The organism is Providencia sp. LY12, from assembly GCF_057621555.1.
Window position 1 is genome coordinate 2424234 of sequence record NZ_CM172594.1, and the last position, 23432, is coordinate 2447665.

Sequence of the window (23432 nt, forward strand, 5' to 3'; positions counted from 1 at the left end):
GTAGTAAAATGTTTTCGACTAAAGATATGTTAATTCTGGGGATGATGGTATTCGCCTTATTTCTAGGCGCGGGAAATATCATCTTTCCACCGATGGCAGGCTATCAATCAGGGACAGACTGGTTTGATACCTCATTAGGTTTTCTGATCACCGGTGTTCTATTACCCTTCTTAACCTTAGTAACAGTTGCAGTAAAAGGACGTGGTGAAAAGCTTTCTGTTGATTTGCCTAAATGGGTTGCGGTCATTTTCTGGGTTGCACTCTACCTAATTGTCGGCTCCACATTTGCGATGCCAAGGGTGACGAATACCGCATTTGAAATGGGCTTTTTACCATTAGGCTTCGTTGAAAAAAGCACATTCTCTCATCTCACTTTCGCACTCATTTTTAACTTCACCTCGATGTTCTTCATGTTGAAGCAAGGCACTATGATCAGCGCGATTGGTAAGTTTATGACTCCGGCGTTACTTATTTTGTTAGTGGTTGTGGGAATTGCCGTGGTCATTAACCCGCTTTCTGACATGAATCCGCCAGTTAAACAGTATGCTGAGTTTGCCTTCTTTGGCGGCGTGATTGATGGCTATCAAACCATGGATGTCCTCTCAGCGATGGCGTTTGGAGGGATTGTGGCGCGCGCATTAGCATCGAAACAGATCACTGAACCTCGCCAAGTCGCGACTATCACGATTAAAGCGGGTTTAATTTCAGTAAGCTTACTCGCGGCGTTGTATATCTGCCTGTTCTATTTAGGCGCGACCAGTGAACAAGTGGCGAATACAGCCACCAATGGCGGACAGATCTTCTCTCGTTACGTCGATGTCCTGTTTGGTGCGGTAGGTACGTGGATCATGTGCGGAATTGTATTACTGGCAAGCATGACCACATTAGTGGGTGTGACCAGCGCCTGTGCGGATTACTTTGCGACTTTCCATCACCGTTTAGGTTATCGCTTCTGGGTAGTTTTCTTCACAATGCTAACCACCGTCGTGTCCACGTTTGGTCTCGACACCTTATTGCGCGTCACCATTCCGGCGCTGCTGATGATTTATCCTTCATCGGTCACTATCGTGTTCCTGCAATTTGCGCGCAAGTTTATGGCTGCTCCTCGAGTCACTTATGGGATCACCATTGGCGTAGTTGTGCTGATGAGCCTATTCGATACGCTGAATAATATGGAACTCTTGAGCGCATCAATAAAAGCAAACTTAATCACTTATTTACCGCTGTTTGAGCAAGGGATGGGTTGGTTAATTCCAGGCATTATCGCGTTTATTATCTCGATGTTTATCGGCAAATTGACCGCGAAAAGCGAGCCTGTTGCTGAGCAAAACTTAGCTTAATCTTGATATTTAAAAGCCGAATGTTGGCATATCGCTGACATTCGGCTTGTTATTTGCTTGATGGGCTTTTTCAGGTTGGAACAGTAAAGCTGTTCAACATGGCTTACCAGAACATTGGGTATTGCAGCTACTTGGCGTGATTTTTATCCTCGGCGCTATTAGTGTTCGTTACACGCCCAAACATAACTCAGCGCCTTGTGGCAATAAAACAGGTGATTGACCCTATGGTAACCATCAAGACGCCTTGCCAGAAGCCCAAAGTTAATGCGGTGCTCAAGAGCATTGAAGAAAATGCTGTAGAGATAACAGGAGTGAAATAGGACAATGTCCCGAGAAAAGCCACATTGCCTTTGATGATTGCTACTGTCCAAAGCGCATTTGCCCCGCCGGTTGCAATGGCAGTGATAAATAACAAACTGACACTATTCACATTGATATTAAATGGCGCTGGCGTCGAGAAGATAAATAAGATCCACAATCCGACCGATGTCATGATAAAAAACAGCACCATACCATTGCAGCCATTCGACATTCGTTTCGTAATATTGCTATAAAAAGCCCACAGTAATGCACCAACAAAGGCTAAGCCGTAACTAAGTGGGTTACTTTGAATATTTGAAAGAATGGCGTTTAGGGATAAAGGTTGATCGCCGGAGATAACCCACAATAAACCCGCAAACGCTAAAATAAGCCCGATAATCAGTAATAAACTAAAACGCTGTCGATTAAATAAAACCGCTAACGCAATTGTGAAGCTCGGCCATAAGTAATTCACCATCCCCAGCTCAATGGCTTGCTGACGATTATTGGCAAGCCCTAGCGCTAAAATAAAGCAAATTTCATAACTAACAAATAAAAACGCCCCCCAAAACAAATAGCGTCTAGGGAAAAGATGAATTTTCGGCAACCCCATTACAACAACCAAAACTAGGCTCCCTATCGAATAGATAAGTGCCGCGCCACCAATAGGACCAAAGTTTTCGCTCGTACTGCGAACAAGCCCTACCATCGTGCTCCACAATAATATGGATACGACCCCGTAAAATGTTGCTGCGTATCGTCCGAGTTTCATCTTCCTGATCAACACCTTATTTCATATTTATCTTGGCTATTATTTTCCTCCAAAACCTTACGCTCTAAGGGCAATAAAGCAAGTTTTTTTATATTTATTGAGCAGACAATTAAGAATAAAAAAGGCGCCTAGAAACAAATCTAAGCGCCTTCTATTTCTATTTGCTTTCAACTGCGATCAATTGCGTCAACAGCAACCAGAGATTGCAAAATTAATGGGCTTCGTTCTTAACCCACTGCTCAACCGACTCTTTTTCCCAAATTCCTTCATTAAGCTGTTTTTTCAGCTCTGGATGGTCATTAATATCAAATGTTGGAATTTTTCCAGCACCTAACTGCCGGTTGTAATCTTTCGCGAGTTTGAATGCCACACCGGACAATAAGAGGATGGCAATCAAGTTTGTAATTGCCATTAAGCCCATCGAAACATCCGCAAGCTTCCAAATCAGTGGCATTTCACCGAGCGCCCCGAACATCACCATCCCCAATGTCGCTAAGCGGAAAATAAACAGCCCAGCGGTATGATTATTTTCCAAGAAAATCATATTGCTTTCTGCATAAGCATAGTTGGCAATGATGGATGTAAAAGCAAAGAAGAAAATCGCAATCGCAACGAAGATACTTCCCCAACTGCCTACCGCAGAAGATAAAGCTAGCTGAGTCAGCTCAATACCATTGATTTTACCCACCGGACCATCTAACACGCCTGAAGCCAAAATAATAATGGCTGTAGCGCTACAGATCACAATGGTATCCATGAATACACCTAACATTTGGACATAGCCTTGGGAGGCAGGATGTGGTGGGTAAGGTGACGCAGATGCCGCTGCATTTGGCGCAGAACCCATTCCGGCTTCATTCGAGAACAATCCGCGCTGAATGCCTTGCGTCATCGCCTGAGCGATACCATAACCAATGGCGCCGCCCGCGGCTTCCTGTAAACCAAAGGCGCTACGGAAAATCAGCATAAAGACATCAGGTAAGCGATCAATATTTTGACCGACAACCCAGAAAGCCAGTACTAAATAAGCGATAGCCATGATTGGCACGACAAATTCGGCGACTTTAGCAATTGATCTTAATCCACCAAAAATAATGGTTCCACTGAGGATCACTAAGGCAATACCAACATAGAGTGGGTTAAAATCAAATGCCACAGCAGTTGCTTGTGCAATGGAGTTCGCTTGAACTGCATTAAAAACCAAACCAAATGCAATGATTAAGAAGATGGAGAACAGTACACCCATCCAGCGCTGTTTTAAGCCTTTCTCCATGTAATAAGAAGGCCCGCCGCGATAGTTACCTTGGTCATCTTTGGTTTTATAAAGCTGCGCTAATGTACATTCGACAAATGACGTTGCCATTCCTAGTAATGCAACCACCCACATCCAGAATATAGCGCCAGGGCCGCCTGCCGTAATCGCGATAGCAACACCCGTTAGATTTCCAGTACCAACTCGCGCCGCTAGGCTGGTACATAGTGCTTGGAATGAAGAAATACCTGAACTGTCCGATTGAGTGCTATTTTTCAGTACTCCGAACATGTGGCCAAAATGCCTAAACTGAATAAATTTAGATCGTATTGTAAAATATAAACCGGCTCCCAATAATAAATAAATTAATAACGAGCCCCAAATAAGATTGCTGATTGAGTTTATAAATTCTATCAAATTATGCTCCTTTTATTATATCCACTAATAGAGGTATTAGTTGGTGAGTTATTTAGCTCCATATTATTTAAGTAATTAAACACATAAAAATATAAACCATGATGGTTTATCATGAATAATCAATGTTATTAAACAAGACCCATGAATTATATTTTTTTTACTTTCCCTGTAAATTTTTTTCTGGCCATCAGTCTATTTAATACTGAAGACAACGAACAATCATGCAACCCAGAATAAAAAAGCACAATTAAATGGCAATAAAAACAAATCGATATGATTAAGTTGATTACTTTAAGAGCATTCTCAATCAATTGATTAAAAACATGACAATTTTTAACCAGAAATTACAGTTATAAGTAAAAAAACATTAAATTTAATTAAGTGAACGCGTATTTTATTAAATAATCCTTCAGTGTTTTTTAAATTAAATAACTAATTGATGGATTTTAATTATTACTCCTTTGAATAATCATTGATGATAAATATTAAATATAGTTTGATACGTCTTTTTTGAATTATATTTTACTTATTTTAAATCTACCGCTTAAACCTATTTCAGAGTAGAATAATCATTTCGCAATCATCGCAATAAGAATATTGCTAATGTTTTATGATACCAATACACTTATCGCTAATTTACTTTCTACATCAAAGGGTAATATATGGAAATCCACATCAAAGTTTCTGACGATTTAGTCTCAACACTCTCTGAAAAATCCTACGACGCGTTCACTGCTGAATTGCATGCCAGAGTTTTAGAAGTATACCCTGGTAGCAACCTTTTTATTACACATGACAGTGGTGCAACCACCTTCAATACCAAAGGCTTCCATGATGATAAAGAAGCACATATCGTTCTCCATGAACTGGTTGAAGATGTTTTCCATCATGGTCACTGGTTAAAAGCATAATACTCTAGCTCTATTTTCCAGCCTACAGCGATAACCGCTAGGCTGGAACTCATCGCTCTCGCCCTTCCCCCTATTTCAAACCCTGATCAAGATCATAGTTAATGATGATGTTAGTCAACTTTGTATAAAAGTCCTTTTCTTTTAAGCGTTATATGATAATGTATATAACGAATTTTCATTTACATTGCTTTTGCTAATTTATAGCAGCCAGTATTTATTACTGGCTTTTTTTATGGGGAAAATGTAGGCGAATGCCTGAATTGAGTACGTAGCTATACCGTAAATACTCTAGATAGAATTACTGTGATTTCTCACACAATGACACAATGGCAGTGCGTAGTTCTGGTGTATCACTGGTGATCAATTGATGATGTTCAGAGAATTTTCCACCTTGAACACTGACGCTAGCAACAAACGGTAACTTATCACCTTTCTCACTGATTTGATAAAAACCACAGACTCGGTAGCTTTCACCTTCTTTAAATTCGCTTTTCAGAACAATTTTGACATCGTCAAAAGTCAGAGGACTACCTGAACTTAACTTATTCTCGATAAGCTTTTCAGCTTGCTTGGTAACATCACTATCACCGATTGTTGTATAAAACTGATAAGCAAATGCGCCTAACGCCAGTAAAATCACTATCAGTAGCTTACTTTTTATACGTTTCAATCTCAAATCCTTCTCATACTACACTTATGGGTTTATTGATTATGTTAACACCTTTACCCCATCAATAATAAGTATCTCGATATTCATGCCGCACAAAAAGTTCTATTTAATTGACAAAATAAAAATAAATTTATTTTACATTTAAAATTCTATAGCTTATATAATATTGTCTTTCAGACATTAGAGTAATTCCAATATTTATTTAACAAATTTTTATCAGTGTGAAGAAATAATGAATAACTGTGTTTTAAATATGAAATCTCCCTATATTTAAGTAAATCCGATTGAAATAAAAAACCACAATGGCAAGCTGATAATAAATAAAGAGGAGAATCAGAATGAAAAATTTAAAATCACTTATTTTAGTCAGCAGTTTATTAGCGGTGAGTTTCTCTACCTTTGCTTATCACGGTAATGGTTATCACCGAAATGGCAATGGAACTTGGTGTAACGGCTCCAGTCAATCTCAGTATGACAGACCCTGTGATGGTAACTACCGTGGGCAATATATGGGACGCCATCAAGGAATGATGCAATACTCCACGGCTGTACAAACCGCTCAACCAGAAGAGGCGTTAAAGAAAATCATAGCGGAAGTACCAAAGGGTGAGAATAATAAAAAATATATGGTGAAAGTGGCAGTGATTGAAATATCACCTAGCTTAGTGACACAAGAAGCTCAATAAATTTCACTCTGAATAATAATAGCCAGTAATATCTTTAATAATGCTGGCTATTACGTATTAACTAAAAACTAGCTATTTATACCTATTGGTAAATATCCTTGCCATAATGGTTGATATCTATTTCCATTCTCATTTTTATTTAGGTGAATATAATATTCACCAATTTTTTGTAGTAATAAACAATCATCAACATCTTTTAAATTATCTTTATGCTGTTGCTGGCTATTCACTAAGAGCTGGCTAATTGCTTTTTGTTTAGCTTCTTGGGCATTTTTTGCCACAAAGAGATCAAACTCATGCAGCTCCGCAAGCGTTGATGAAATATATCCACCTACATTAATAAAATAGAGTTTGTATTCACTTTCTGATGGTTCTTTGCTCAAACTGATGTCGAACCCATCTGCCCAATTGATATCTGCATACCCATCTACATGGATTTTATCTTTATCCCCAAACCAAGCATCTCGCAATAATGGCCAAGCTTCTTCTGGTGTGTTAACTGCCGCAAACTGAATATCGTGCACCTCAATATTGGATTTTCCGGCATTACCACCAACATAAAACATAAATAGTTTCATTATTCTCTCTCTGTGATTAGTTATCGTTATGTATAATAATATACAACCATATCAATTCAATTTGCAATAATTAACACCACTCCCAAAAATTAAAACTAATCAAAATTACTATTTATAATCAATCAATTAGATAGAATTGAAAATTATCTCCGTTTCAAACCAGCCTTTTGAAATATAACAAAATGAATAAAAAATCACTTTAACTATATATTTATTTACAACTGAATTATTTCGAGTAATCTAATCACACAAGATAAATATATTTCAGGGACTCATTATGGATCGTCGTTCTTTTCTAAAATCAAGCTCACTTGTTGCAGGTGGCTTAGCACTAAATTCAGTTTTAAATCATGCAAGTGCAAATACTAGCGCACTTGTTAAACCAAATGCCCAACATCCTTTATTACTCAATTTCAATGAGAACTCATTGGGAATGTCACCTAATGCACAAAAAGCAGTCATTGAAGCTTTACCAGGTTCATTCCGTTATCCTGATGATGCACGCTCCGAGCTTATCGGCAATATTGGCACACTGCATAACCTAGACAGCAAGAATGTGACCCTCGGAAATGGTTCGTCAGAAACCATTCAGGCGGCTGTCGCCATGCTCGCAAATAAGGCAAGAAAAGAAGGCATAAAAATTCAGCTTGTCACCCCAGATCCTACATTTAACTATGCTGAACTCTATGCACTCCCACTCGGTGTAGAAATTACTAAAGTTCCATTAAAATCGGATTTGAGTTTTGACCTGATAAAAATGGAGCAAATCGCCAATGATTTCGACGGGTTATCCATTATCTATATCTGTAATCCAAACAATCCAACGGCGATGATAACTCCGCATAGCCCACTCGATAGCTGGATGAAAAAAATTTCAGATAAACAATTTTTTATTGTTGATGAAGCCTACGCCGAGTTTGTTGAAGATCCACAATTTGTGAGCGCAATCGAATTAGTCAAAGCAGGACAAAAAAACCTGATCGTGACACGGACTTTCTCGAAGATTTACGCATTAGCAGGCTTGCGAGTGGGATACGGTATTGCTACCCCAGAAATCATTGAAGCAGTCGATGAGTTTATCTCGATTGATAACACTAATACTGCAGGAGCAGTCGCTGCCATTGCTTCATTGAAGGATAAAAAATTCCTGGAATATAGCCTTAAATCTAACAATCTTTCGCGTAAAATCGTTGAAACTGCGCTCAATGAATTAGGCTTAGAATATGCGCCATCACAAGCTAACTTTATTTTCCATAAAGTAAAAGGCGATGTGAAAACCTATAAGCAGCGCATGAAAGAGGCCAATATTATGGTTGGCAGAGAGTTTCCACCTGTTATGGGTTGGAACCGCTTAACCTTAGGTACCCCGCAAGAAATGGAGCAGTTCGTTGCGGTACTTAAAGAGTTTCGTCAAAAAGGTTGGGTGTAAGTAAAAACCCTCTTCTTTACCAAGCATCTTCTACCCTACCATTCTCTATAAAGTAGAAGATGCTGGTAACTAAAAAGGGCCTTTAAAAATAAAAAATGCGCCTGCAAAAATAAGAATAAAGCCAATAATATGGTTTATTGTAAAACTCTCACCAAGATAAAGCACAGAAAACCCAGCGAATACGCATAACGTAATCACTTCTTGCATCGTCTTCAATTCAGCGGCGCTATAATATTGATGCCCTAAGCGATTTGCGGGTACCGCGAAACAGTATTCTACAAATGCAATCAGCCAACTAAAGAATATGACTATATATAATGGCTTATTCGTAAATTTTAAATGTCCATACCAAGCGAACATCATAAATACATTGGAAATAACCAATAAGATGACAGGATAGAATTTTGCTAGCATGATAAGCCAATGGCAAGTTCAAATATGCATATATTATGCGAATAACGCCCCTTAATTTCAATCATCTTCCCATATTTGTTCATTATTGCTTTCACGTATAACCAGCCAAATAGCTTGCATTTTTTCCTAATAGGGAAACAAACTGTACTTTCTGGTACGTTTTCTTGTTTACTTTAATCTCACCGTGATTACAATGAACTTAATTAATGTATTAACAGGTACACTTTATGATGGATTTTATTATTGCAAATCAAAAAGCATGGGATAAACAAGCGGCATCTCAACAACCTTGGTCTACTCCGGTTGATAGCCAAACAATTGAAGAAGCAAAAAAAGGAAATTGGGAAATTCATCTAACGCCAACCCCATTAAATAAAGCTTGGCTTGGCGACGTAAAAGGGAAAAAAATTCTCTGTTTAGCTTCTGCTGGTGGGCAACAAGCGCCAATATTGGCCGCTGTGGGCGCTATCGTAACAGTATTTGATTTGTCAGAAAAACAGTTAGCGCAAGATAGTATGGTGGCTAAGCGAGATAATTTAGCACTGACGACAGTTCAAGGAGATATGCGCCATCTCCCTATGTTTGAAGACAATTCATTTGATATTATTTTTCACCCAATTTCAAACTTATACATTCCCGATGTTAATCCTGTATGGCAAGAATGCTTTCGAGTCCTTAAACCACAAGGTCGATTGCTTTCAAGCTTTTTTAACCCTGTCGTATTTATTGATGATAGAGAAAAAAGTCCTACTGAAAACACAATTATTCGACCTCGATATACCATGCCGTTTTCAGAATTGGATAATTTATCGCAAGAACAGGTGGCAATAAAATACGCAAAGCGAGAGGCGTTTGTCTTCGGTCATTCACTGACAGACTTAATTGGGGGGCAAATTCAGGCAGGCTTTAACATTGCAGGCTTTCAAGAAGATTGGCAGCCAAATCCTCGTTTTGTTATCGATAATTTCTTGCCAACATTCCTAGCGACATTGGCAATAAAACCATGAAATCATAAGGCAGAGTTGATAATACAAAGATCAATCTGCCTTATGATTCATTACTCTCGATTGCAATAACGTTCCCAGATAGGGTCAAATTGTTCAACAGGAACAATGTCATCAACTTTTTCCACTAGTGGAATAGAAACCACTGTTTTACCTTCTTTGTTTTTATGTAAACGAACAATAAATCGTTTATATCCGTAAGGTAAACCATCTTCAAATCCAAAAACTTCACCACAATAGTAGCCAGTCTCATCGCCCTCTTCATTCTGATTCAGGACATGATATTTCACATTTTTGTATGTTGCGGCTGATGGATATACCAGAAAATCTTCAACGGCGCTTTTGACTTTACTCTCTGCGTCCATCTCAGTATCTGAAGAAACTTCTGTCATCACACCTGCTATGTAGGAACAGCCCGCGACTAATAATACTACAAGGACTCTTAGTAACATTTTTCTCTATGAATGGCGAATTAGAACACACTAAGTATTATTATAAATCGTCTAAAAAATAATTCGAGTGTAAATCTAACACAGAAATGTTGTATATAAATTTAAGTACTAAAAAACACACACTTCATTAAATTTACGCAATGAAAGCGTTAAACCAATAAGTTTCACTGCATAAGCTGCCAGAAATACACTAAAACAGCTGCGGTGACTATCCAAATCAATGTTGCTAAACTTAAACAAATCCACGGTGTTAATTTGGTTGCAAAGACATAAACAGTGATTAAATACATTGCATAAGGGATTAGCGACCATAAACCAAACAATGCTGTTTTTCTTAATGCCTCCACACCTTGCTCCTGAACCACAATCACATGGGCAATTAATGCAAAAGTGGGAAACAAAGGAACCAATCCCGCAATATAATAAACTTTGCTTCGCGAGAGGATCGCGATAACTAAAACAGCGAGTGCACCAAACAAGCATTTTACCAATAAGGAAATCATAGCAAACTCAATAGGGTTAAGAGTATTTGTACTGATTATCACTCTAAACCACTCACATTGACTAGTTAGCTTTCATAAACAACCCTTTCCCGATCACATATTTAAACATGTGTTTTTTTACACCCTATATGTTTATCGATGGTTGAATATTTTTTGCCATTATTCTGATATAACCTCTTTGTATAATGAAACAACTAAAGAGATAAAAATGACAATAAAAATTTCTGTACTCGTTGATAACAACACCCTGATTGACAGTTATTTTTGTGGCGAACCCGCAGTTTGCTACCACATTGAAGCTGACGGTAAAAAAATTCTATTTGATACTGGCTATTCCGATGTTTTCATTAATAATGCCAATATCCTCAATATCGACCTTGCTCAAATTACTGACCTCGTTTTATCCCATGGTCATAATGACCACACATGGGGAATTAATCACCTTATTCAATATTTAGATCGCCGAAATGTCGAATCCCAGCAATCCAAAAAATTGATTTATCATCCGGACGCTTTGCAACCTAAAAGTTATCACTCAAAAGTTATTGGCGCGAATACCCCTAAGAATGTTTTAACCGCCTACTTTGATACAGTTGAAACTAAAGGTTCTTACTCTGTTTCTGAGAATGTCATTTTCTTAGGTGAGATCCCAAGAAATAACACGTTTGAAGGAAAAGAGCCGGTAGGTAAAACTATCGATGAACATAATAACAGTGTTGATGATTATGTACTGGATGACAGCGCCCTTGCGATTAAAACCTCCGAGGGGCTGATTGTTATTACAGGATGCTCACACTCTGGGATCTGTAACATTGTCGAGCATGCTAAGCGAGTCACTAAAATAGACAAAATTGTGACTGTCATCGGCGGATTTCATTTACAAAAAGCGTCCGATGAGCTGTTAAACCAAACCAGTGAGTATTTTAAAAAACAAAATTTATTGCAGATCCACCCATGCCATTGCACGGACTTGGCTGCTAAAATTCATTTAGCAAAACATGCCCCTGTTCAAGAAGTTGGAACCGGTATGCAACTCACTTATCCTGCATAAAATAACACTTAATCATGTAGCTAATTACAATAACCCCTATATTAGCTACATGGCTTCATGTTGATTGCCTTTATAAATATATTTATGTTCTAGAACCCAAATCATTATCGTGTTTTGAGCCTGATAACATTCTCGTCAGCTCTTCACATCGAATAATTTTTCCATCCATCAAATGAAAGCAAGCAAATACTTCAAATTCACTCACCGTGCCATCTTTTTTTATTGCTTTCGCAATATGTTGCGTATGAACACAATTTTCACCTTCTGCAATTGACTTAATTTCTATCGTAATGCTCTCGGTGGCTTCTTTTAAAACCTGCATATGCGCATAGAACTCAGAAAAATCAATCTGTTTTCCATCAACTATTTGCACATAATCCGATGAGAAGAATTGCTTGATTATAGCTAACTCTCCAATTTGTTTACCAAGAACCTCTTTTAATGCCTGCTCCACAAATACCATCTTATTCATGACTATTTCCCAATATAATATTAATTTTACATTTCTTAATGCTATATTCGGTCAAATCACATGACTTTCAATCGCTCTGTCTTTTATTGGATAAAAATACTTCTTATTTGCATTACTTAAATCTATTCATCTAATTCTTATCATCAAAATAAACTTATTGAATTTCATAAGTAAAAAGACTACAACATAGAGTAATAGAAAAAGAATTCTTTTAAGGAATAAAATGAAACTGTTTAAATCTATTTGGCAGTTTTTTGGTGTTTATCAAACGCCCACGATTCGCTTAACTCATTGCATGATATTTTTATTGGTCATTGGGCAAATTATCATCAGCAATTGGATGTCTGTCAGTAAAAGTGGCGTAATCCCAACAAGTGGTCTTGCGTATTATTTTACTTGGCTACACATTATCATTGGGTTTTGTTTATTATTTTTAGCGGCCATTCTCATTTTTGTCTGTCTCTCAAATCGAGGATTTAGATATTTCTATCCTTATTTATGGGGGGATCTCACTCAGATAAAAAACGATATCACAAGCTTATTTAATTTAAAGCTTCCTGACAGCTCACCTAAAGGGTTAGCAACAAGTGTCCAAGGGCTTGGACTGGGTGCATTGGCGCTAGTTATCCTTTCTGGTGTAACTTGGTTTATTTTATGGTGGCAAAACTCATCATTAGCCCCTGAAGCAAGAAATATTCATAAAACACTCACAGGACTAATCGAAGCTTATATTGTGGGACATGGTCTTATGGGCTTATTGCATTTTATCCTATGGAGAAAAACACCCCATTGACCTACAACTAATAGAATGAAGCATCCGTCGTACTATGTTTCTTCAATGTAATTTGCTTTCCATCCGAAATAAGTGTCAATACAAATTGGCACTTATGCGACACGCCCTGCTGGTTATACTCACATTGAGTATCAACAGTTAGCACAGACTGATCGAGCACTTTAACTTCTAGAATAAGATCATACGGCTTAGTTTCATCACTCGTATACCTTACGGAAATCTCTGAAAACAATTTATTATCATTGTAATAGGAAACATTGTATGAGCGATTATTTTCATCATAGTGGAACGCACTGAGCTTAGTTTTAGGTTCCGCGACCCATGAGCTATTAATGAAGCCATCGGCATTATACTGGTAGGTTAATTTACCATCGGAATCTTTTTTAGATAGAATTAAACAATTATTTCCAATTTCCATTTCTACTGGTCCATTAGAATCTTGACCAATCAATTTATTTTTCTCACGTTTAACAGAAAGCTCATTATGTACACTGTTAATATACTCATCTTTTGTACGAGTCATGCTAAAGCTTTCAATACAGCCATCCTTTGCTATTTTCAAATCTGATTCATAGTTTATAGAACCATCTTCATTATAAACGACAGATTTAACATGCTTAACATTGCCTTTTACTGGATTAAAATCATACAGTTGAGCCATATTAAAAACAACCGGGTTATATTTATCCATAGGGACTGCACCGGCCTGAAATGGTAAAAAAAATGTTGTTATGCTGGAAGCCAGTGATAAGAACTTAATATTCATGCTGTCCTCTAATTTTTATATTTATTCTGATAGTTAAATTACTATTTATTTTAATGAAATTGAAATCTTATACGTAAAAACACCACCAGAAGGATGCGCCTAATTTTACTGTGCTTACGTTTAAAGTTAAAGGTTAGATTACCTCACTGAGCTCAAGAAATTTAGAGCTTAGATGCACTACCATACAAATACTCTCGGTCATACTATCTTTATCTCTAACATAAAACTATTTTCATTTAAGTCATACATTTTTAAAATAAGAAAAAACCAGCACAATCTTTTAGTAAAGTGAAATAAGCTGCTAGAATTAATGTAAAGTTTCGCAAGCATGCCTGTTTTTAACAGATTATCTCATGGGAGATGGATTAATTTATTGAGAGTTATCTTACTGTTATCTTGAAATATACAGATAATGCTGATTTACACAAATTTAAGTTCTACCTATACTCACCACTCAATTTTTCGTCAAGGAATAAACATGAATTGGTATTTAGAAGTCATCAAAAATAACTATGCTAATTTCGAAGGTCGTGCTAGACGTAAAGAGTATTGGATGTTTACTCTTATTAACATGATCATCATTATGGTTCTATATGCATTGATCATTTCATCTGTTGATTACACAACAGGCGAAATGGGTGGATTAGGAATGATCGCTGGAATTTTATTAGGGATCTATGCGTTAGCCACTATCGTCCCTTCCATTGCTGTATCTGTACGTCGCTTACATGATACTGAAAAATCAGGCTGGTGGTATTTAATCTCATTTATCCCATTTGGTGCGATCGTTTTGCTCGTCTTCATGTGCTTAGAGGGTACTAAAGGCGACAACCGTTTTGGCGCAGATCCAAAAGCATAAAAATAGTGCCCCTTATTATGTAAGGGGCTTATTTAACTACCCTTTTAAATTCTCTTCAAAATATCTTTAATCTATTTGCTTCAATGCATTGTCCGCTAGTAAAACACGGTTTCCGTAATACTTCTTTTCGGTAACTTTATTGTTTTTCCATTTGATACGATTGTGAGTATAAAGTTGCATTTGTGTGCAATATTTTGCTCGTCATAATCACATTTAGAATCGACAACTAAGATTGGCAAACCAAGTGCCTTAATTTCCATTTGAAGATCAAATGGCTTAGTTATGTCTTTGCCGTAACTAATGATACTTTCAGAGAAAACAACATTATCTTTATAATATTTTATCGTCTCAGGAAGGTTATTCTCGTTATATGTGTTTTCACTGTATTGAACTTTAGGTTCTGCACTCATTGAGCCGATAATTATTCCATCATTATTGTACTGATATATTAACTTTCCATTACTATCAGTTCTTGAAATAATCAAACAATTCTCTGCCACTTCCATTTCAACAGGTCCATTTGCATCTGAACCCACTAATTTATTTTTTTCTCGCTTGACTGAAAGCCAGTTAGCAATGCTATTTAAATACTCATCTTTTTTTTGTTTCATCGTGAAACTATCAACACAACCATCACGACCAATCTTTAATGCAGACTGATAATTAATGGTTTCATCCTCATTATAAACAAAGGTATTCAGTTCTTTGATATTGCCTTTAACTGGATTAAAATCATAGAGTTGAGCAAAATTAAAAACGATCGGGTTATACTCATTTTTTTGAAATGCAGCAGATTGAAAAGAGACAGTAAATAATGCCAATTGAACAATTGAAGCTAAGTATTTGTTATTCATATAATTCTATACCTCAGAATTGCTAATTTGCTGTGTTCTAAACTTTATAACGATTCTTTTCTAATTTTTATTTACTTCATTAATTTCACTACAAATAATTCTTATCATATTAACATTTATCAAACTAACTTCCAGCGCCATTTCTTTATGCAAAAGTAAGTACAAACACTTATTCATTAAATGTCTTCACATTGCATTAAGATAATCTTTAGATAATAGGATTCATACCTATTTGATTGTTTAGAATTAATAAAAGACTGCACTAGGCAGCTGTAAATACAAAGCTAAATACTATTAATTAATATATATTTTAACCCTTTTAAGTTTTCCAAATTTTTTTATGCGACCTATAGTCTAATGTAATTAATTTATGCATTTTTGAGAGAAAAACCCGACGAAAAAAAACGGGAGTTTTTAGGCTCCCGTAATTATTCACACCACGTAATAAATTACATGTGTTTAATGATTGCGTCGCCGAATTCGCTACATTTCAGTAATTTAGCGCCTTCTAATTGACGTTCGAAATCGTAAGTTACAGTCTTAGCCGCGATTGCGCCTTCCATACCTTTAACGATTAAGTCTGCCGCTTCAACCCAACCCATGTGGCGCAGCAGTATATAGATACATTAATCATAACCATCTGATATTTATCATATTACTATAAATATTTTATCTTTTTCATGATAAAAACAGAGAGTTTTAAGTCATTGATAACATAAATGATTAATTTAGTTTTGATAACTGCTATTTCTCAAACATTGAGTGGAAATTAATCGATTTTAACACAATTAACCCATCACAATAATCGTCTTTTCTAATCGCTTAAATTATCTTTGCTTTAATTAGACAGCTAAACTCGAGTGTCTGGTTTGAACAATAAGCGGACGTTCATAATTATCCCTGTTCAGGAATGCATGGTTAGCGCGACCGCTAATGCATTTTTAGGTAACAACCTACTTTATATAGGCTCTTGCGTTGCTAATAAGCGGAACCGACGAAAACATATGCTATCAAACATCACTTCACCATCAGGTTGAAAACCCAACCGTAAAATAGTTTTAATTTTTACCCTACTCAAGGGCAGTAAAATAGTGATGCTTTCTAGTTTCATCTCACAGAAAGCACGTCTGATAATTTCGTCATAGATTATTTTACCTGCCCCCCAATAATCTGGGTGAAGCACCAGGGCAAGGTCTGCATCACCGTCTTCATATTGTAATCCCCCCCACCCAGCAAAATGCTCATTAATCATAATTGCCCACGGGCCATAACCATGTTCTTTCCATTGAGCATCTTTTTGTGCCACCCATTCTATACACTTTTGGTAGTTAAAATCGGGGCTTCCCAATGGCATGTGCCGTAATACATCAGGATGGTTATTGAGCGTAATAATATTGCTAACATTGACCTCTGTTAGTCTTTTAAATTCTAAAATCAAATACAGATCCCTTATGAAAAAATGCATGAATAAAATAATTCTACTGACATTATCATAACGTTATGGTTCTAATGATACTTTCATGACCTATTCAGCAAAGAATTGGGATAGTAGAACTTATCACATCTATCAAGATAAGCTATTAGAACACTTCTGATGATATTTCTTCTAAGAAATAAATCATATTCACTGCTGCGCTCCATTACATCGGACTTTTTTAATTATTTACAGCGTCCGTTTGAATTTCCGCTCATGGCACAAAGCTGATGGAGACCAAAACTTAAAGGTTTACTCTGAATAAGTACCTTTTATAACTTTTTTAGAACAACATTATTTTGTGTTAAATAAATCGGATATCGCTTCCCGTCATTTCACATTACAAAACAGTATATGGCTATATTAATCATCTGATATTTATGACGTTATCATTAATATTTTATCTTTTACATAGCAAAAATAGAGGTTTTTAATTCATTGATAATATATAGAAATTAATTCGTTCACCTAGAATCCATTAAATCAATTGCAATCGCATATATGGTTATCATTTGTTTCTCTTGCTCACTTTCTTTTTGCTCTTTTAAAATCGCAGATATGCGCTCTCCAGTAATGTTGTGCTTTGACTCATTTAGCAACATAACAGCCCGACCAACTACTTGACATATTCGCATATAAATTACATCTTTATCCGTATCCATAATCACCTCTGAGTATTCTCTTAACAGTATCACTTAGTTAACGTAATTCCCAGATAAGATTTGTATAGTTTTACTATAATTAATTTTTCTGTAAAAATTCAATGGATTCATTTAATATTTTTCATATTCAAACATTTTCTGATTTTTAGTTTATTAATTATTTTATAGTTTGATACGTTCTTATTTCTATACGATAGCTAGCTATAATACATATAATATTAACAATTGTTTTACTTGTTTAGATCAACCTTCCTACTATAGCTTATCATTAAGCTACTTATTTATTTTATAAAAACTCATTCTTTGGGCTTTAACCTATCTGCATTAGAAACATATAGAGCAAAAATAAGTACTAATATTGATATCGAGTAAATAATGAAGAGTTGTGGATCTTTATGCTCAACCACTATTAACCTAATTACTGCAGTAATTGCAATATAGATAAAATACTGTAATGGAAAATGATAGTTAGATTGAAAATATTTAATAATCAATGCAATGAACTCAAAGTATAAAAAATAAACAATAAGACCATCTACTAATAAGTAAATTGAAATGGAATCATTAGCTGTAAATAACAACCCTGCTAATACAACAGTTTCTTTTATTAAAAATGCTATTAATATAACAGCAAGTAAAAGTAATGCGGCACTACTAATCCACTGCAAGATTCTACAAATCAATTTGGATTGACTTAGGCCTGACATGATACACCCACAGGATATTAATCCTTTGATATTAAATAGTAATATCATTAATTAAGGAAATGGACCACCATCGAGGTATCGAACCTCAACTCTTAGACTTAATAAGGCTAAATACTCTTCCAGTTGAGTTAATGGTGGGGAAAAATTATTTAAATAAATTAACTACATATGAAGCAATCAAAATTAATATCCCTACTAATATAATTACTACAAATATATTTCCTGAATATATAACAATACGTCGATAAAGAGGAAACCAGTTCACAGAATACACCTTATGAGTTAATTGTTAGAAAACACATACCCATTACCAAGCTTATTTAATGATGGCGTATCAAAGAAATAAATTGCACCAAGGACCGCTATAGTTAACACAGCCAAAATGAGTATGTTCTTATAAATAGTTACAACTAAACACTGAACTGTTTGCTTTTTCATTAGTATACCTTGGGTAAATATCCCTTGGATACCACATTTATTTTTAGATAAAAGCTTGCGGATGCAAGATTTGCTATTCATAGCAATGAGGTATAATTATTCCTTAACCTTAACACATCCATTTAAATAAATACGATTTAAATAAAAAAACCTCGTTGTAACGAGGTTTTAAGTACTATCGAAATTTTAATCAGCAAACTTTTGCTTTCATTGAGCTTTTGCAAAAAATGCATTTAGCGCCATGTGGATTATTTACTGAAATATCAAACTGTGAGGTTCTATATTGAGATCCACTACAGCAAGGACATTTAAAGTACAGATAGACTTTTATAGTGTCTTTAAAGCGCCACCACTTGTCCTGCAGCAGGACCTTTTGCACCATTTTCAATGATGAATGAAACTTGCTGACCTTCAATTAAAGATTTGAAGTTATCACTCTGAATTGCAGAGAAATGAACAAATACATCTTTAGAGCCATCAGCTGGAGTAATGAAACCAAAACCTTTATCGTCGTTAAACCATTTTACTGAACCAGTCATTGTATTAGACATAGAATTTCCTTTAATTTTTTAAGTTTGCCATAAGGCATATTAGGTTTGTTTTTTATTTTTACTTATGGGAATTAATTAGAAGGAATTCGCAATGAAGGGTATCTTAGATAACACTAAATGGTGAACGACTTTAAACTGACTAGCATAAATAGGCCTGTACTTCCAAACCAGTTAAACCATTAGGCCACACAAACACAATAATAGCAAATTTTATATTTCACTCCTTTTTCAGAAGAGCTTACTATTGATATTATAAATGCAAATTAAAAAGTAATATTTAGCGATTTATTTTAATACGTTATACCACTATTTATACAGCTAGAGCATATTTTTACAACTTCATAACCTGATTTTTTAGCCATTTTAATCGCTTGCATAGCATTTAAAAAGTTACCAAGATAAAATCTATTTACAGCTATAGGCATATTCTTACATCCAATCTTATGCATTTTATAACTACCCTGTGGTTCCATCATTGTCTGAATGTAATAGTTCATTTTTTCTCCATTAAGCTATACGCGAGGAAGCGCACTAACAATCCCCATCATTGATGCTTTTAAGCCTCTACACTTAGTTTTCAGAGGCTAAATACCTTTTATTTCCGTGATCTGCAGAATAGTTTTACATCCAGTATACAAGTGAAAATGCAGCTAGCAGTAATACAACTATTATTAAAGCATTCCCTGTAAGCGATAAAATGTTTCGGTACAATGTAGATAAATTCATAGGCAATCCCTTAGGAATTACTTCCCTTGGATACCGCATCTATTTGTTAGATAAAAGCTTGCGAAGGCAAGATTTGCTTTTATAGCAATGAGGCATGATTATTTAATGTACTATAACATACTATCTATACATTAACTTAATTAATAATTTTATAAATGAAAACATTTAGTTAGGAAGCATTTCATGCAAAATACTCTAATAATTAAAATGCTTACTCACTATACATACAATTGATAACAATTTTTTATTAACTTTTTACTTTTAACTAATTTTATTTTTAGAAAGTAAATTCTATATTTATATTTTATTCATGCGCTTAATAATAACTTAACTTATTGATTCATAATTATTTAAATGGCATTACCCCTTGGTTTTATGCCATTTTCAACTATCATTTAACCTCTTGATTTAACGATATTCTTTAAATGGTTTTGGGGAAGTCATTTTCTTAGCCATAAGATAAATTTTACCTTATTTCTTGATCTCCATTAATATTTTACTGCATATAATCACAGTAATTATTTAACTGTTTTTATATACAGCACTTTATGCAAGGAGAATGTACGATGGTTACTATTAAAGTTCGCTTCGCTGCAAGCATGAAAGGTAAATTACCTGTGGGGACTTTCGACGCATTGAGAAATGAGATCACAAAAAGATTGAACCCCAAATACCCTGATTTAAATATCGATATTAGTTGGGGATCTCAAGCTAATGTTTCTATTGATGGCCTTGGTAAGAACGAAAAGAAAACCTACATTGAAGAAACGCTGGAAGAAATTTGGAATGATGGAGATTGGATGCCTGAAATGAAAGAAACTGAGGAAGTAGAGTATTTCGATAAATGATTAGAGTGCGCCAACTACTCAAGCTGGCGCATTTATTTTTTAATTATAGCAATGTGTCATTATCACCAAGGTCATATTGTTTACGTTCCGTAGCTTCCTGTTCTGCTCTTTCCGCTTCTTCTGCTGCTCGTTTAGCTTCTTCTTCAGCTAATCGCTCTGCTTCTAGTTTAGCAAGCCTCTCAGCTTCAGCTAGCTTCTGATTGTAGATAGAATCACTCGACATATTCACACGAACATCAATCCAGTGGCCATTGGGAATATCACAAGGCTCACCCGGAGTTAATTCAACCATTTCCCCATCGACTTCTTTAAGAAATTCAGGGTAAAGTTTGAATCGCTCATATTGAATGTTCTGCGGCAAGTCATGCTTGCGGTATGTCGTATAAAGTACGATATCACCATCCTCATCAGGCTCAACGATGCGACCATCGAATGGGTGCTGTTTACCTTTTTCAAGTACATCATAAAGCGCATACACTAGTGGAAGCTGGTTAATGCCGCACGGGATAGTAATACCACCATGAACTCCACCCCAGCTAGCATCAGAATGTAAACCAAGAACCCCATGCAGTTGATAAATTCCAGTGTGCAGCTTTTTGAGTGTTACACCTTCTGATTCTTCGTTTGTATCAATATGCTCTGCGAATACCTTAATGATCGGAGATGCCGCTTTTAGGTTTCCATTGCTATCCTTGGTTGTGTTCGCTGTGCTATATACTGCTTGAACTGACACTTCACCTAAATTGTTTTTAATGTAAGTATTGAGAGCAGATGTCTGGTTATTTATGAAAATCCCAGCATGTCTCGTGGTGTCATATGGAAATGCAATTCCACACCCCCACCCACCAAACATCCTGTCAGCTGTGCCTCCACCCTGTCTAAACGATCTAAAAACTCTAGCTTGCTTCATCTGCGCGTCTGTTAAAGCCTCCGACACGCCATCTCCTAGTCCAAAGTCACCAACTTGTACAAGCGAGCCCGATTTGTTAGGAACCCCCACAACGACAGAATTCCCAGAAAATCTGTGGACAAAGTTTAAAAAGTTGGAGGAAGTAGACGGGTTAGCCTCAAGCGACACCAAAGAGCCGTCTCCTTTGGCTAGAGTTACGTTAGGGAAATTCCCCGAAGAAGATATTTTTAAGCTTTCTCTAGATTGTACGTTGCCGTCTTTGTTCGCAGCCGCATACAGATAGTTATTAGACCCTTCATACACCGATTTATCGGCGTTCTCCGATAGCGGGATGTCGTTTATGAATGAGTTAGAATAAGGCACCATGCTGTCGTAAGTTATGCAAGAGCAACTCAGTCTTGAATAAGATCCTATCCCGACCCACACTTCTGCCTCAAATGCTGAAAGCTGGCGAATGCGAACTGGCGACCTGTTGTTGATACCGTAGGCTTCCAGCCCTATAAATGATGCCTCTACGTTTCTGTTAGGGTTGCTACCGTTACCTATTGTGATAGACAGGTGTGCAAACGCTGGGAAATTGCTCTGGGATGAAAATCCAGATGTTGTACAGTTTAATGTAAAGAGATAGCGTGAACCACCATGGGATGACCCAGCCCCGCCTATTTTTGCAATTTTAACCCATTCGCCATTCACCCCATTAGATCTAATAATCCACATTGGCGTTGCATATTGAACAGCCGTATCTTGAGCTTGTGGGTTTACTAGCGTAGGAACATCTTTACCCTGCCATAATAATCGTTTATCTTCCGATAATGTCAAAGATGTGCCTGCTGTACTATTAACCAAGGAAATTCGGTCAGTGTCATTTGGAGCGCCAATATACCCTCTTTCTGTACCGTCTGACTTCCTGAATTTCAGAAATAAGGATTGATTAGCAGACGTGTTTTTAAGAGTTAAAGCCTCACCATTTTTTGTTATTGTGCCTCCTGTTTTATCGAGCTTGTTATCCATTTGTTTTTTCAGTTCAATAAGACTCTCAAGCCTTACGGTTTCCCCAGTCGGAGTTTTAACTTCAACAATGCCGTCTTGCGTTAGCCATGTATCCATGTTGCGCAAGAAGTATTGGATATACTGCTGATTCGCAAGCATCTTGCGAACACCATCGCTCATGCTATCCAGAACGAATGTCGCTATCTGATACTTGGCTGCTGAAGCTGCCACTGGCACCGGATAGGTTAAGTTAATCTCGGTATCTGAATTCACAGATAACACATTATTAAAGTACACAACGTTATTGATAAAGATAGAGATTGGACAGCCTTCAGAGATACCTGCCAAATTATCTTTCCAGCGCGTTCCGGTACCTTTTATTTTTGTTTGTCCTGCTGTGGTTGTGATTGTGCCTGTTTGATAAATCATGAATGCCCCTATTTCTTCAAGCAATCTTGCTGTTTAAATTCGAAATTTCCGTTATTTTTCGTGACCGTAAACATGCCATCGCACGGGTTATGGGTCACTGTTACTGGCGATTTGCAGGCAGCAATAAGCGCAACGATCCCTACGAGAATCGCATAGTTAATTTTTTTCATTGGA

26 protein-coding genes, 1 tRNA gene and 2 pseudogenes are annotated in these 23432 nt (G+C 36.4%); 9 read left to right on the forward strand and 20 right to left on the reverse strand.

The features are described from left to right. Positions 1–8: 8 nt before the first annotated feature. The gene (gene brnQ / locus ACY3ZI_RS11430; RefSeq protein ID WP_211885828.1) at positions 9–1340 is read left to right on the forward strand and encodes a branched-chain amino acid transport system II carrier protein; all 1332 of its coding nucleotides are present in this window, start codon (positions 9–11) and stop codon (positions 1338–1340) included. Positions 1341–1527: 187 nt separating this feature from the next. Here the strand turns inward: brnQ and yddG are convergent, their stop codons facing one another. Beyond that, positions 1528–2412, reverse strand: a complete 885-nt coding sequence (yddG, locus tag ACY3ZI_RS11435; protein ID WP_211885829.1) for an aromatic amino acid DMT transporter YddG — start codon at positions 2410–2412, stop codon at positions 1528–1530. 211 nt (positions 2413–2623) lie between these two features. Then, positions 2624–4081: an alanine/glycine:cation symporter family protein gene (locus ACY3ZI_RS11440; RefSeq protein ID WP_211885831.1), complete on the reverse strand. Its 1458-nt coding sequence runs from the start codon at positions 4079–4081 to the stop codon at positions 2624–2626. Positions 4082–4743: 662 nt separating this feature from the next. Here ACY3ZI_RS11440 and ACY3ZI_RS11445 point away from each other — a divergent pair. Continuing rightward, a complete protein-coding gene (locus ACY3ZI_RS11445) occupies positions 4744–4992 on the forward strand; it encodes a DinI-like family protein (protein ID WP_036953155.1) in 249 nt (82 codons plus the stop codon). A 298-nt stretch (positions 4993–5290) separates the two neighbouring features. On the opposite strand, the gene ACY3ZI_RS11450 is transcribed toward ACY3ZI_RS11445, so the two are convergent. After that, the gene (locus ACY3ZI_RS11450; RefSeq protein WP_132496078.1) at positions 5291–5662 is read right to left on the reverse strand and encodes a hypothetical protein; all 372 of its coding nucleotides are present in this window, start codon (positions 5660–5662) and stop codon (positions 5291–5293) included. A 338-nt stretch (positions 5663–6000) separates the two neighbouring features. Here ACY3ZI_RS11450 and ACY3ZI_RS11455 point away from each other — a divergent pair, with 338 nt between their 5' ends. Continuing rightward, entirely contained in the window at positions 6001–6348 is a 348-nt protein-coding gene (locus ACY3ZI_RS11455; protein WP_211885832.1) for a hypothetical protein, read from the forward strand. 68 nt (positions 6349–6416) lie between these two features. On the opposite strand, the gene ACY3ZI_RS11460 is transcribed toward ACY3ZI_RS11455, so the two are convergent. Then, the gene (locus tag ACY3ZI_RS11460; protein WP_487375183.1) at positions 6417–6926 is read right to left on the reverse strand and encodes a DUF1543 domain-containing protein; all 510 of its coding nucleotides are present in this window, start codon (positions 6924–6926) and stop codon (positions 6417–6419) included. A gap of 277 nt (positions 6927–7203) precedes the next feature. Between ACY3ZI_RS11460 and ACY3ZI_RS11465 the strand changes: the two genes are divergently transcribed. Further along, complete coding sequence (locus ACY3ZI_RS11465; protein ID WP_487375184.1) at positions 7204–8355, forward strand: pyridoxal phosphate-dependent aminotransferase; 1152 nt, start codon at positions 7204–7206, stop codon at positions 8353–8355. Between the two features lie 69 nt (positions 8356–8424). On the opposite strand, the gene ACY3ZI_RS11470 is transcribed toward ACY3ZI_RS11465, so the two are convergent. Beyond that, complete coding sequence (locus ACY3ZI_RS11470; protein ID WP_036953148.1) at positions 8425–8769, reverse strand: DMT family protein; 345 nt, start codon at positions 8767–8769, stop codon at positions 8425–8427. 227 nt (positions 8770–8996) lie between these two features. Between ACY3ZI_RS11470 and ACY3ZI_RS11475 the strand changes: the two genes are divergently transcribed. Continuing rightward, on the forward strand, positions 8997–9776 hold the full coding sequence (locus ACY3ZI_RS11475; protein WP_211885837.1) for a class I SAM-dependent methyltransferase: 780 nt from the start codon (positions 8997–8999) through the stop codon (positions 9774–9776). Positions 9777–9826: 50 nt separating this feature from the next. On the opposite strand, the gene ACY3ZI_RS11480 is transcribed toward ACY3ZI_RS11475, so the two are convergent. Beyond that, positions 9827–10165: a hypothetical protein gene (locus tag ACY3ZI_RS11480; protein WP_230083248.1), complete on the reverse strand. Its 339-nt coding sequence runs from the start codon at positions 10163–10165 to the stop codon at positions 9827–9829. Between the two features lie 224 nt (positions 10166–10389). Then, a complete protein-coding gene (locus tag ACY3ZI_RS11485; RefSeq protein WP_249215404.1) occupies positions 10390–10728 on the reverse strand; it encodes a GlpM family protein in 339 nt (112 codons plus the stop codon). A gap of 208 nt (positions 10729–10936) precedes the next feature. Between ACY3ZI_RS11485 and ACY3ZI_RS11490 the strand changes: the two genes are divergently transcribed. Continuing rightward, positions 10937–11779: an MBL fold metallo-hydrolase gene (locus ACY3ZI_RS11490; protein ID WP_132496085.1), complete on the forward strand. Its 843-nt coding sequence runs from the start codon at positions 10937–10939 to the stop codon at positions 11777–11779. An 82-nt stretch (positions 11780–11861) separates the two neighbouring features. Here ACY3ZI_RS11490 and ACY3ZI_RS11495 read toward each other — a convergent pair whose 3' ends face one another. Then, on the reverse strand, positions 11862–12251 hold the full coding sequence (locus ACY3ZI_RS11495; RefSeq protein ID WP_211885838.1) for a nuclear transport factor 2 family protein: 390 nt from the start codon (positions 12249–12251) through the stop codon (positions 11862–11864). Positions 12252–12474: 223 nt separating this feature from the next. Here ACY3ZI_RS11495 and ACY3ZI_RS11500 point away from each other — a divergent pair, with 223 nt between their 5' ends. Beyond that, positions 12475–13044 (forward strand): cytochrome b/b6 domain-containing protein, encoded by a 570-nt coding sequence (locus ACY3ZI_RS11500; protein WP_211885840.1) that lies wholly within the window; start codon positions 12475–12477, stop codon positions 13042–13044. A 7-nt stretch (positions 13045–13051) separates the two neighbouring features. Here ACY3ZI_RS11500 and ACY3ZI_RS11505 read toward each other — a convergent pair whose 3' ends face one another. After that, a complete protein-coding gene (locus tag ACY3ZI_RS11505; protein ID WP_036953140.1) occupies positions 13052–13810 on the reverse strand; it encodes a YnfC family lipoprotein in 759 nt (252 codons plus the stop codon). A gap of 478 nt (positions 13811–14288) precedes the next feature. On the opposite strand from ACY3ZI_RS11505, the gene ACY3ZI_RS11510 reads away from it, so the two are divergent. After that, entirely contained in the window at positions 14289–14669 is a 381-nt protein-coding gene (locus ACY3ZI_RS11510; protein ID WP_036953139.1) for a DUF805 domain-containing protein, read from the forward strand. Between the two features lie 95 nt (positions 14670–14764). Here ACY3ZI_RS11510 and ACY3ZI_RS11515 read toward each other — a convergent pair whose 3' ends face one another. The 9 genes and pseudogenes from ACY3ZI_RS11515 to ACY3ZI_RS11555 form a co-directional block, all read right to left on the reverse strand. Beyond that, a complete protein-coding gene (locus ACY3ZI_RS11515; RefSeq protein WP_487375185.1) occupies positions 14765–15523 on the reverse strand; it encodes a YnfC family lipoprotein in 759 nt (252 codons plus the stop codon). Between the two features lie 449 nt (positions 15524–15972). Further along, positions 15973–16140: pseudogene (locus ACY3ZI_RS11520) on the reverse strand (NADP-dependent isocitrate dehydrogenase); the annotation flags it as partial. Positions 16141–16481: 341 nt separating this feature from the next. Then, positions 16482–16961 carry a GNAT family N-acetyltransferase gene (locus ACY3ZI_RS11525; RefSeq protein ID WP_036979447.1) on the reverse strand — a complete coding sequence of 160 codons (480 nt, stop codon included), beginning with the start codon at positions 16959–16961 and terminating at the stop codon, positions 16482–16484. A 500-nt stretch (positions 16962–17461) separates the two neighbouring features. Continuing rightward, the gene (locus ACY3ZI_RS11530; RefSeq protein ID WP_132496092.1) at positions 17462–17659 is read right to left on the reverse strand and encodes a DUF2767 family protein; all 198 of its coding nucleotides are present in this window, start codon (positions 17657–17659) and stop codon (positions 17462–17464) included. Between the two features lie 296 nt (positions 17660–17955). After that, positions 17956–18366: a phosphate-starvation-inducible protein PsiE gene (gene psiE, locus ACY3ZI_RS11535; RefSeq protein WP_036975563.1), complete on the reverse strand. Its 411-nt coding sequence runs from the start codon at positions 18364–18366 to the stop codon at positions 17956–17958. 60 nt (positions 18367–18426) lie between these two features. Beyond that, positions 18427–18504: transfer RNA gene (locus ACY3ZI_RS11540), tRNA-Asn, on the reverse strand. A gap of 508 nt (positions 18505–19012) precedes the next feature. Then, positions 19013–19186 (reverse strand): annotated as a pseudogene (gene ymcF, locus ACY3ZI_RS11545) (cold shock small protein YmcF); the annotation flags it as partial. After that, positions 19143–19355 (reverse strand): transcription antiterminator/RNA stability regulator CspE, encoded by a 213-nt coding sequence (cspE, locus tag ACY3ZI_RS11550; RefSeq protein WP_036975560.1) that lies wholly within the window; start codon positions 19353–19355, stop codon positions 19143–19145. The gene cspE and the pseudogene ymcF, both read right to left, overlap by 44 nt. A 290-nt stretch (positions 19356–19645) precedes the next feature. Beyond that, the gene (locus tag ACY3ZI_RS11555; protein WP_154630890.1) at positions 19646–19852 is read right to left on the reverse strand and encodes a hypothetical protein; all 207 of its coding nucleotides are present in this window, start codon (positions 19850–19852) and stop codon (positions 19646–19648) included. A gap of 795 nt (positions 19853–20647) precedes the next feature. Here ACY3ZI_RS11555 and ACY3ZI_RS11560 point away from each other — a divergent pair. Continuing rightward, positions 20648–20929: a DinI-like family protein gene (locus tag ACY3ZI_RS11560; protein WP_154604274.1), complete on the forward strand. Its 282-nt coding sequence runs from the start codon at positions 20648–20650 to the stop codon at positions 20927–20929. A gap of 43 nt (positions 20930–20972) precedes the next feature. Here ACY3ZI_RS11560 and ACY3ZI_RS11565 read toward each other — a convergent pair whose 3' ends face one another. Beyond that, entirely contained in the window at positions 20973–23258 is a 2286-nt protein-coding gene (locus ACY3ZI_RS11565; RefSeq protein ID WP_487375186.1) for a phage tail fiber protein, read from the reverse strand. Between the two features lie 8 nt (positions 23259–23266). Then, a complete protein-coding gene (locus ACY3ZI_RS11570; RefSeq protein WP_154600948.1) occupies positions 23267–23428 on the reverse strand; it encodes a hypothetical protein in 162 nt (53 codons plus the stop codon). Between the last annotated feature and the right edge of the window lie 4 nt (positions 23429–23432).

Bases quoted from the DNA above. Each gene is read 5' to 3' on its own strand.
- yddG (WP_211885829.1), bottom strand. From the start codon at position 2,412: ATGAAACTCGGACGATACGCAGCAACATTTTACGGGGTCGTATCCATA.
- ACY3ZI_RS11560 (WP_154604274.1), top strand. From the start codon at position 20,648: ATGGTTACTATTAAAGTTCGCTTCGCTGCAAGCATGAAAGGTAAATTA.
- ACY3ZI_RS11465 (WP_487375184.1), top strand. From the start codon at position 7,204: ATGGATCGTCGTTCTTTTCTAAAATCAAGCTCACTTGTTGCAGGTGGC.
- ACY3ZI_RS11510 (WP_036953139.1), top strand. From the start codon at position 14,289: ATGAATTGGTATTTAGAAGTCATCAAAAATAACTATGCTAATTTCGAA.
- ACY3ZI_RS11555 (WP_154630890.1), bottom strand. From the start codon at position 19,852: ATGAACTATTACATTCAGACAATGATGGAACCACAGGGTAGTTATAAA.
- ACY3ZI_RS11565 (WP_487375186.1), bottom strand. From the start codon at position 23,258: ATGATTTATCAAACAGGCACAATCACAACCACAGCAGGACAAACAAAA.
- ACY3ZI_RS11445 (WP_036953155.1), top strand. From the start codon at position 4,744: ATGGAAATCCACATCAAAGTTTCTGACGATTTAGTCTCAACACTCTCT.
- ACY3ZI_RS11500 (WP_211885840.1), top strand. From the start codon at position 12,475: ATGAAACTGTTTAAATCTATTTGGCAGTTTTTTGGTGTTTATCAAACG.
- cspE (WP_036975560.1), bottom strand. From the start codon at position 19,355: ATGTCTAATACAATGACTGGTTCAGTAAAATGGTTTAACGACGATAAA.
- psiE (WP_036975563.1), bottom strand. From the start codon at position 18,366: ATGTCAGGCCTAAGTCAATCCAAATTGATTTGTAGAATCTTGCAGTGG.
- ACY3ZI_RS11485 (WP_249215404.1), bottom strand. From the start codon at position 10,728: ATGATTTCCTTATTGGTAAAATGCTTGTTTGGTGCACTCGCTGTTTTA.
- ACY3ZI_RS11460 (WP_487375183.1), bottom strand. From the start codon at position 6,926: ATGAAACTATTTATGTTTTATGTTGGTGGTAATGCCGGAAAATCCAAT.
- ACY3ZI_RS11475 (WP_211885837.1), top strand. From the start codon at position 8,997: ATGATGGATTTTATTATTGCAAATCAAAAAGCATGGGATAAACAAGCG.
- ACY3ZI_RS11505 (WP_036953140.1), bottom strand. From the start codon at position 13,810: ATGAATATTAAGTTCTTATCACTGGCTTCCAGCATAACAACATTTTTT.
- ACY3ZI_RS11530 (WP_132496092.1), bottom strand. From the start codon at position 17,659: ATGGATACGGATAAAGATGTAATTTATATGCGAATATGTCAAGTAGTT.
- ACY3ZI_RS11470 (WP_036953148.1), bottom strand. From the start codon at position 8,769: ATGCTAGCAAAATTCTATCCTGTCATCTTATTGGTTATTTCCAATGTA.
- ACY3ZI_RS11480 (WP_230083248.1), bottom strand. From the start codon at position 10,165: ATGACAGAAGTTTCTTCAGATACTGAGATGGACGCAGAGAGTAAAGTC.
- ACY3ZI_RS11515 (WP_487375185.1), bottom strand. From the start codon at position 15,523: ATGAATAACAAATACTTAGCTTCAATTGTTCAATTGGCATTATTTACT.
- brnQ (WP_211885828.1), top strand. From the start codon at position 9: ATGTTTTCGACTAAAGATATGTTAATTCTGGGGATGATGGTATTCGCC.
- ACY3ZI_RS11490 (WP_132496085.1), top strand. From the start codon at position 10,937: ATGACAATAAAAATTTCTGTACTCGTTGATAACAACACCCTGATTGAC.
- ACY3ZI_RS11455 (WP_211885832.1), top strand. From the start codon at position 6,001: ATGAAAAATTTAAAATCACTTATTTTAGTCAGCAGTTTATTAGCGGTG.
- ACY3ZI_RS11570 (WP_154600948.1), bottom strand. From the start codon at position 23,428: ATGAAAAAAATTAACTATGCGATTCTCGTAGGGATCGTTGCGCTTATT.
- ACY3ZI_RS11495 (WP_211885838.1), bottom strand. From the start codon at position 12,251: ATGAATAAGATGGTATTTGTGGAGCAGGCATTAAAAGAGGTTCTTGGT.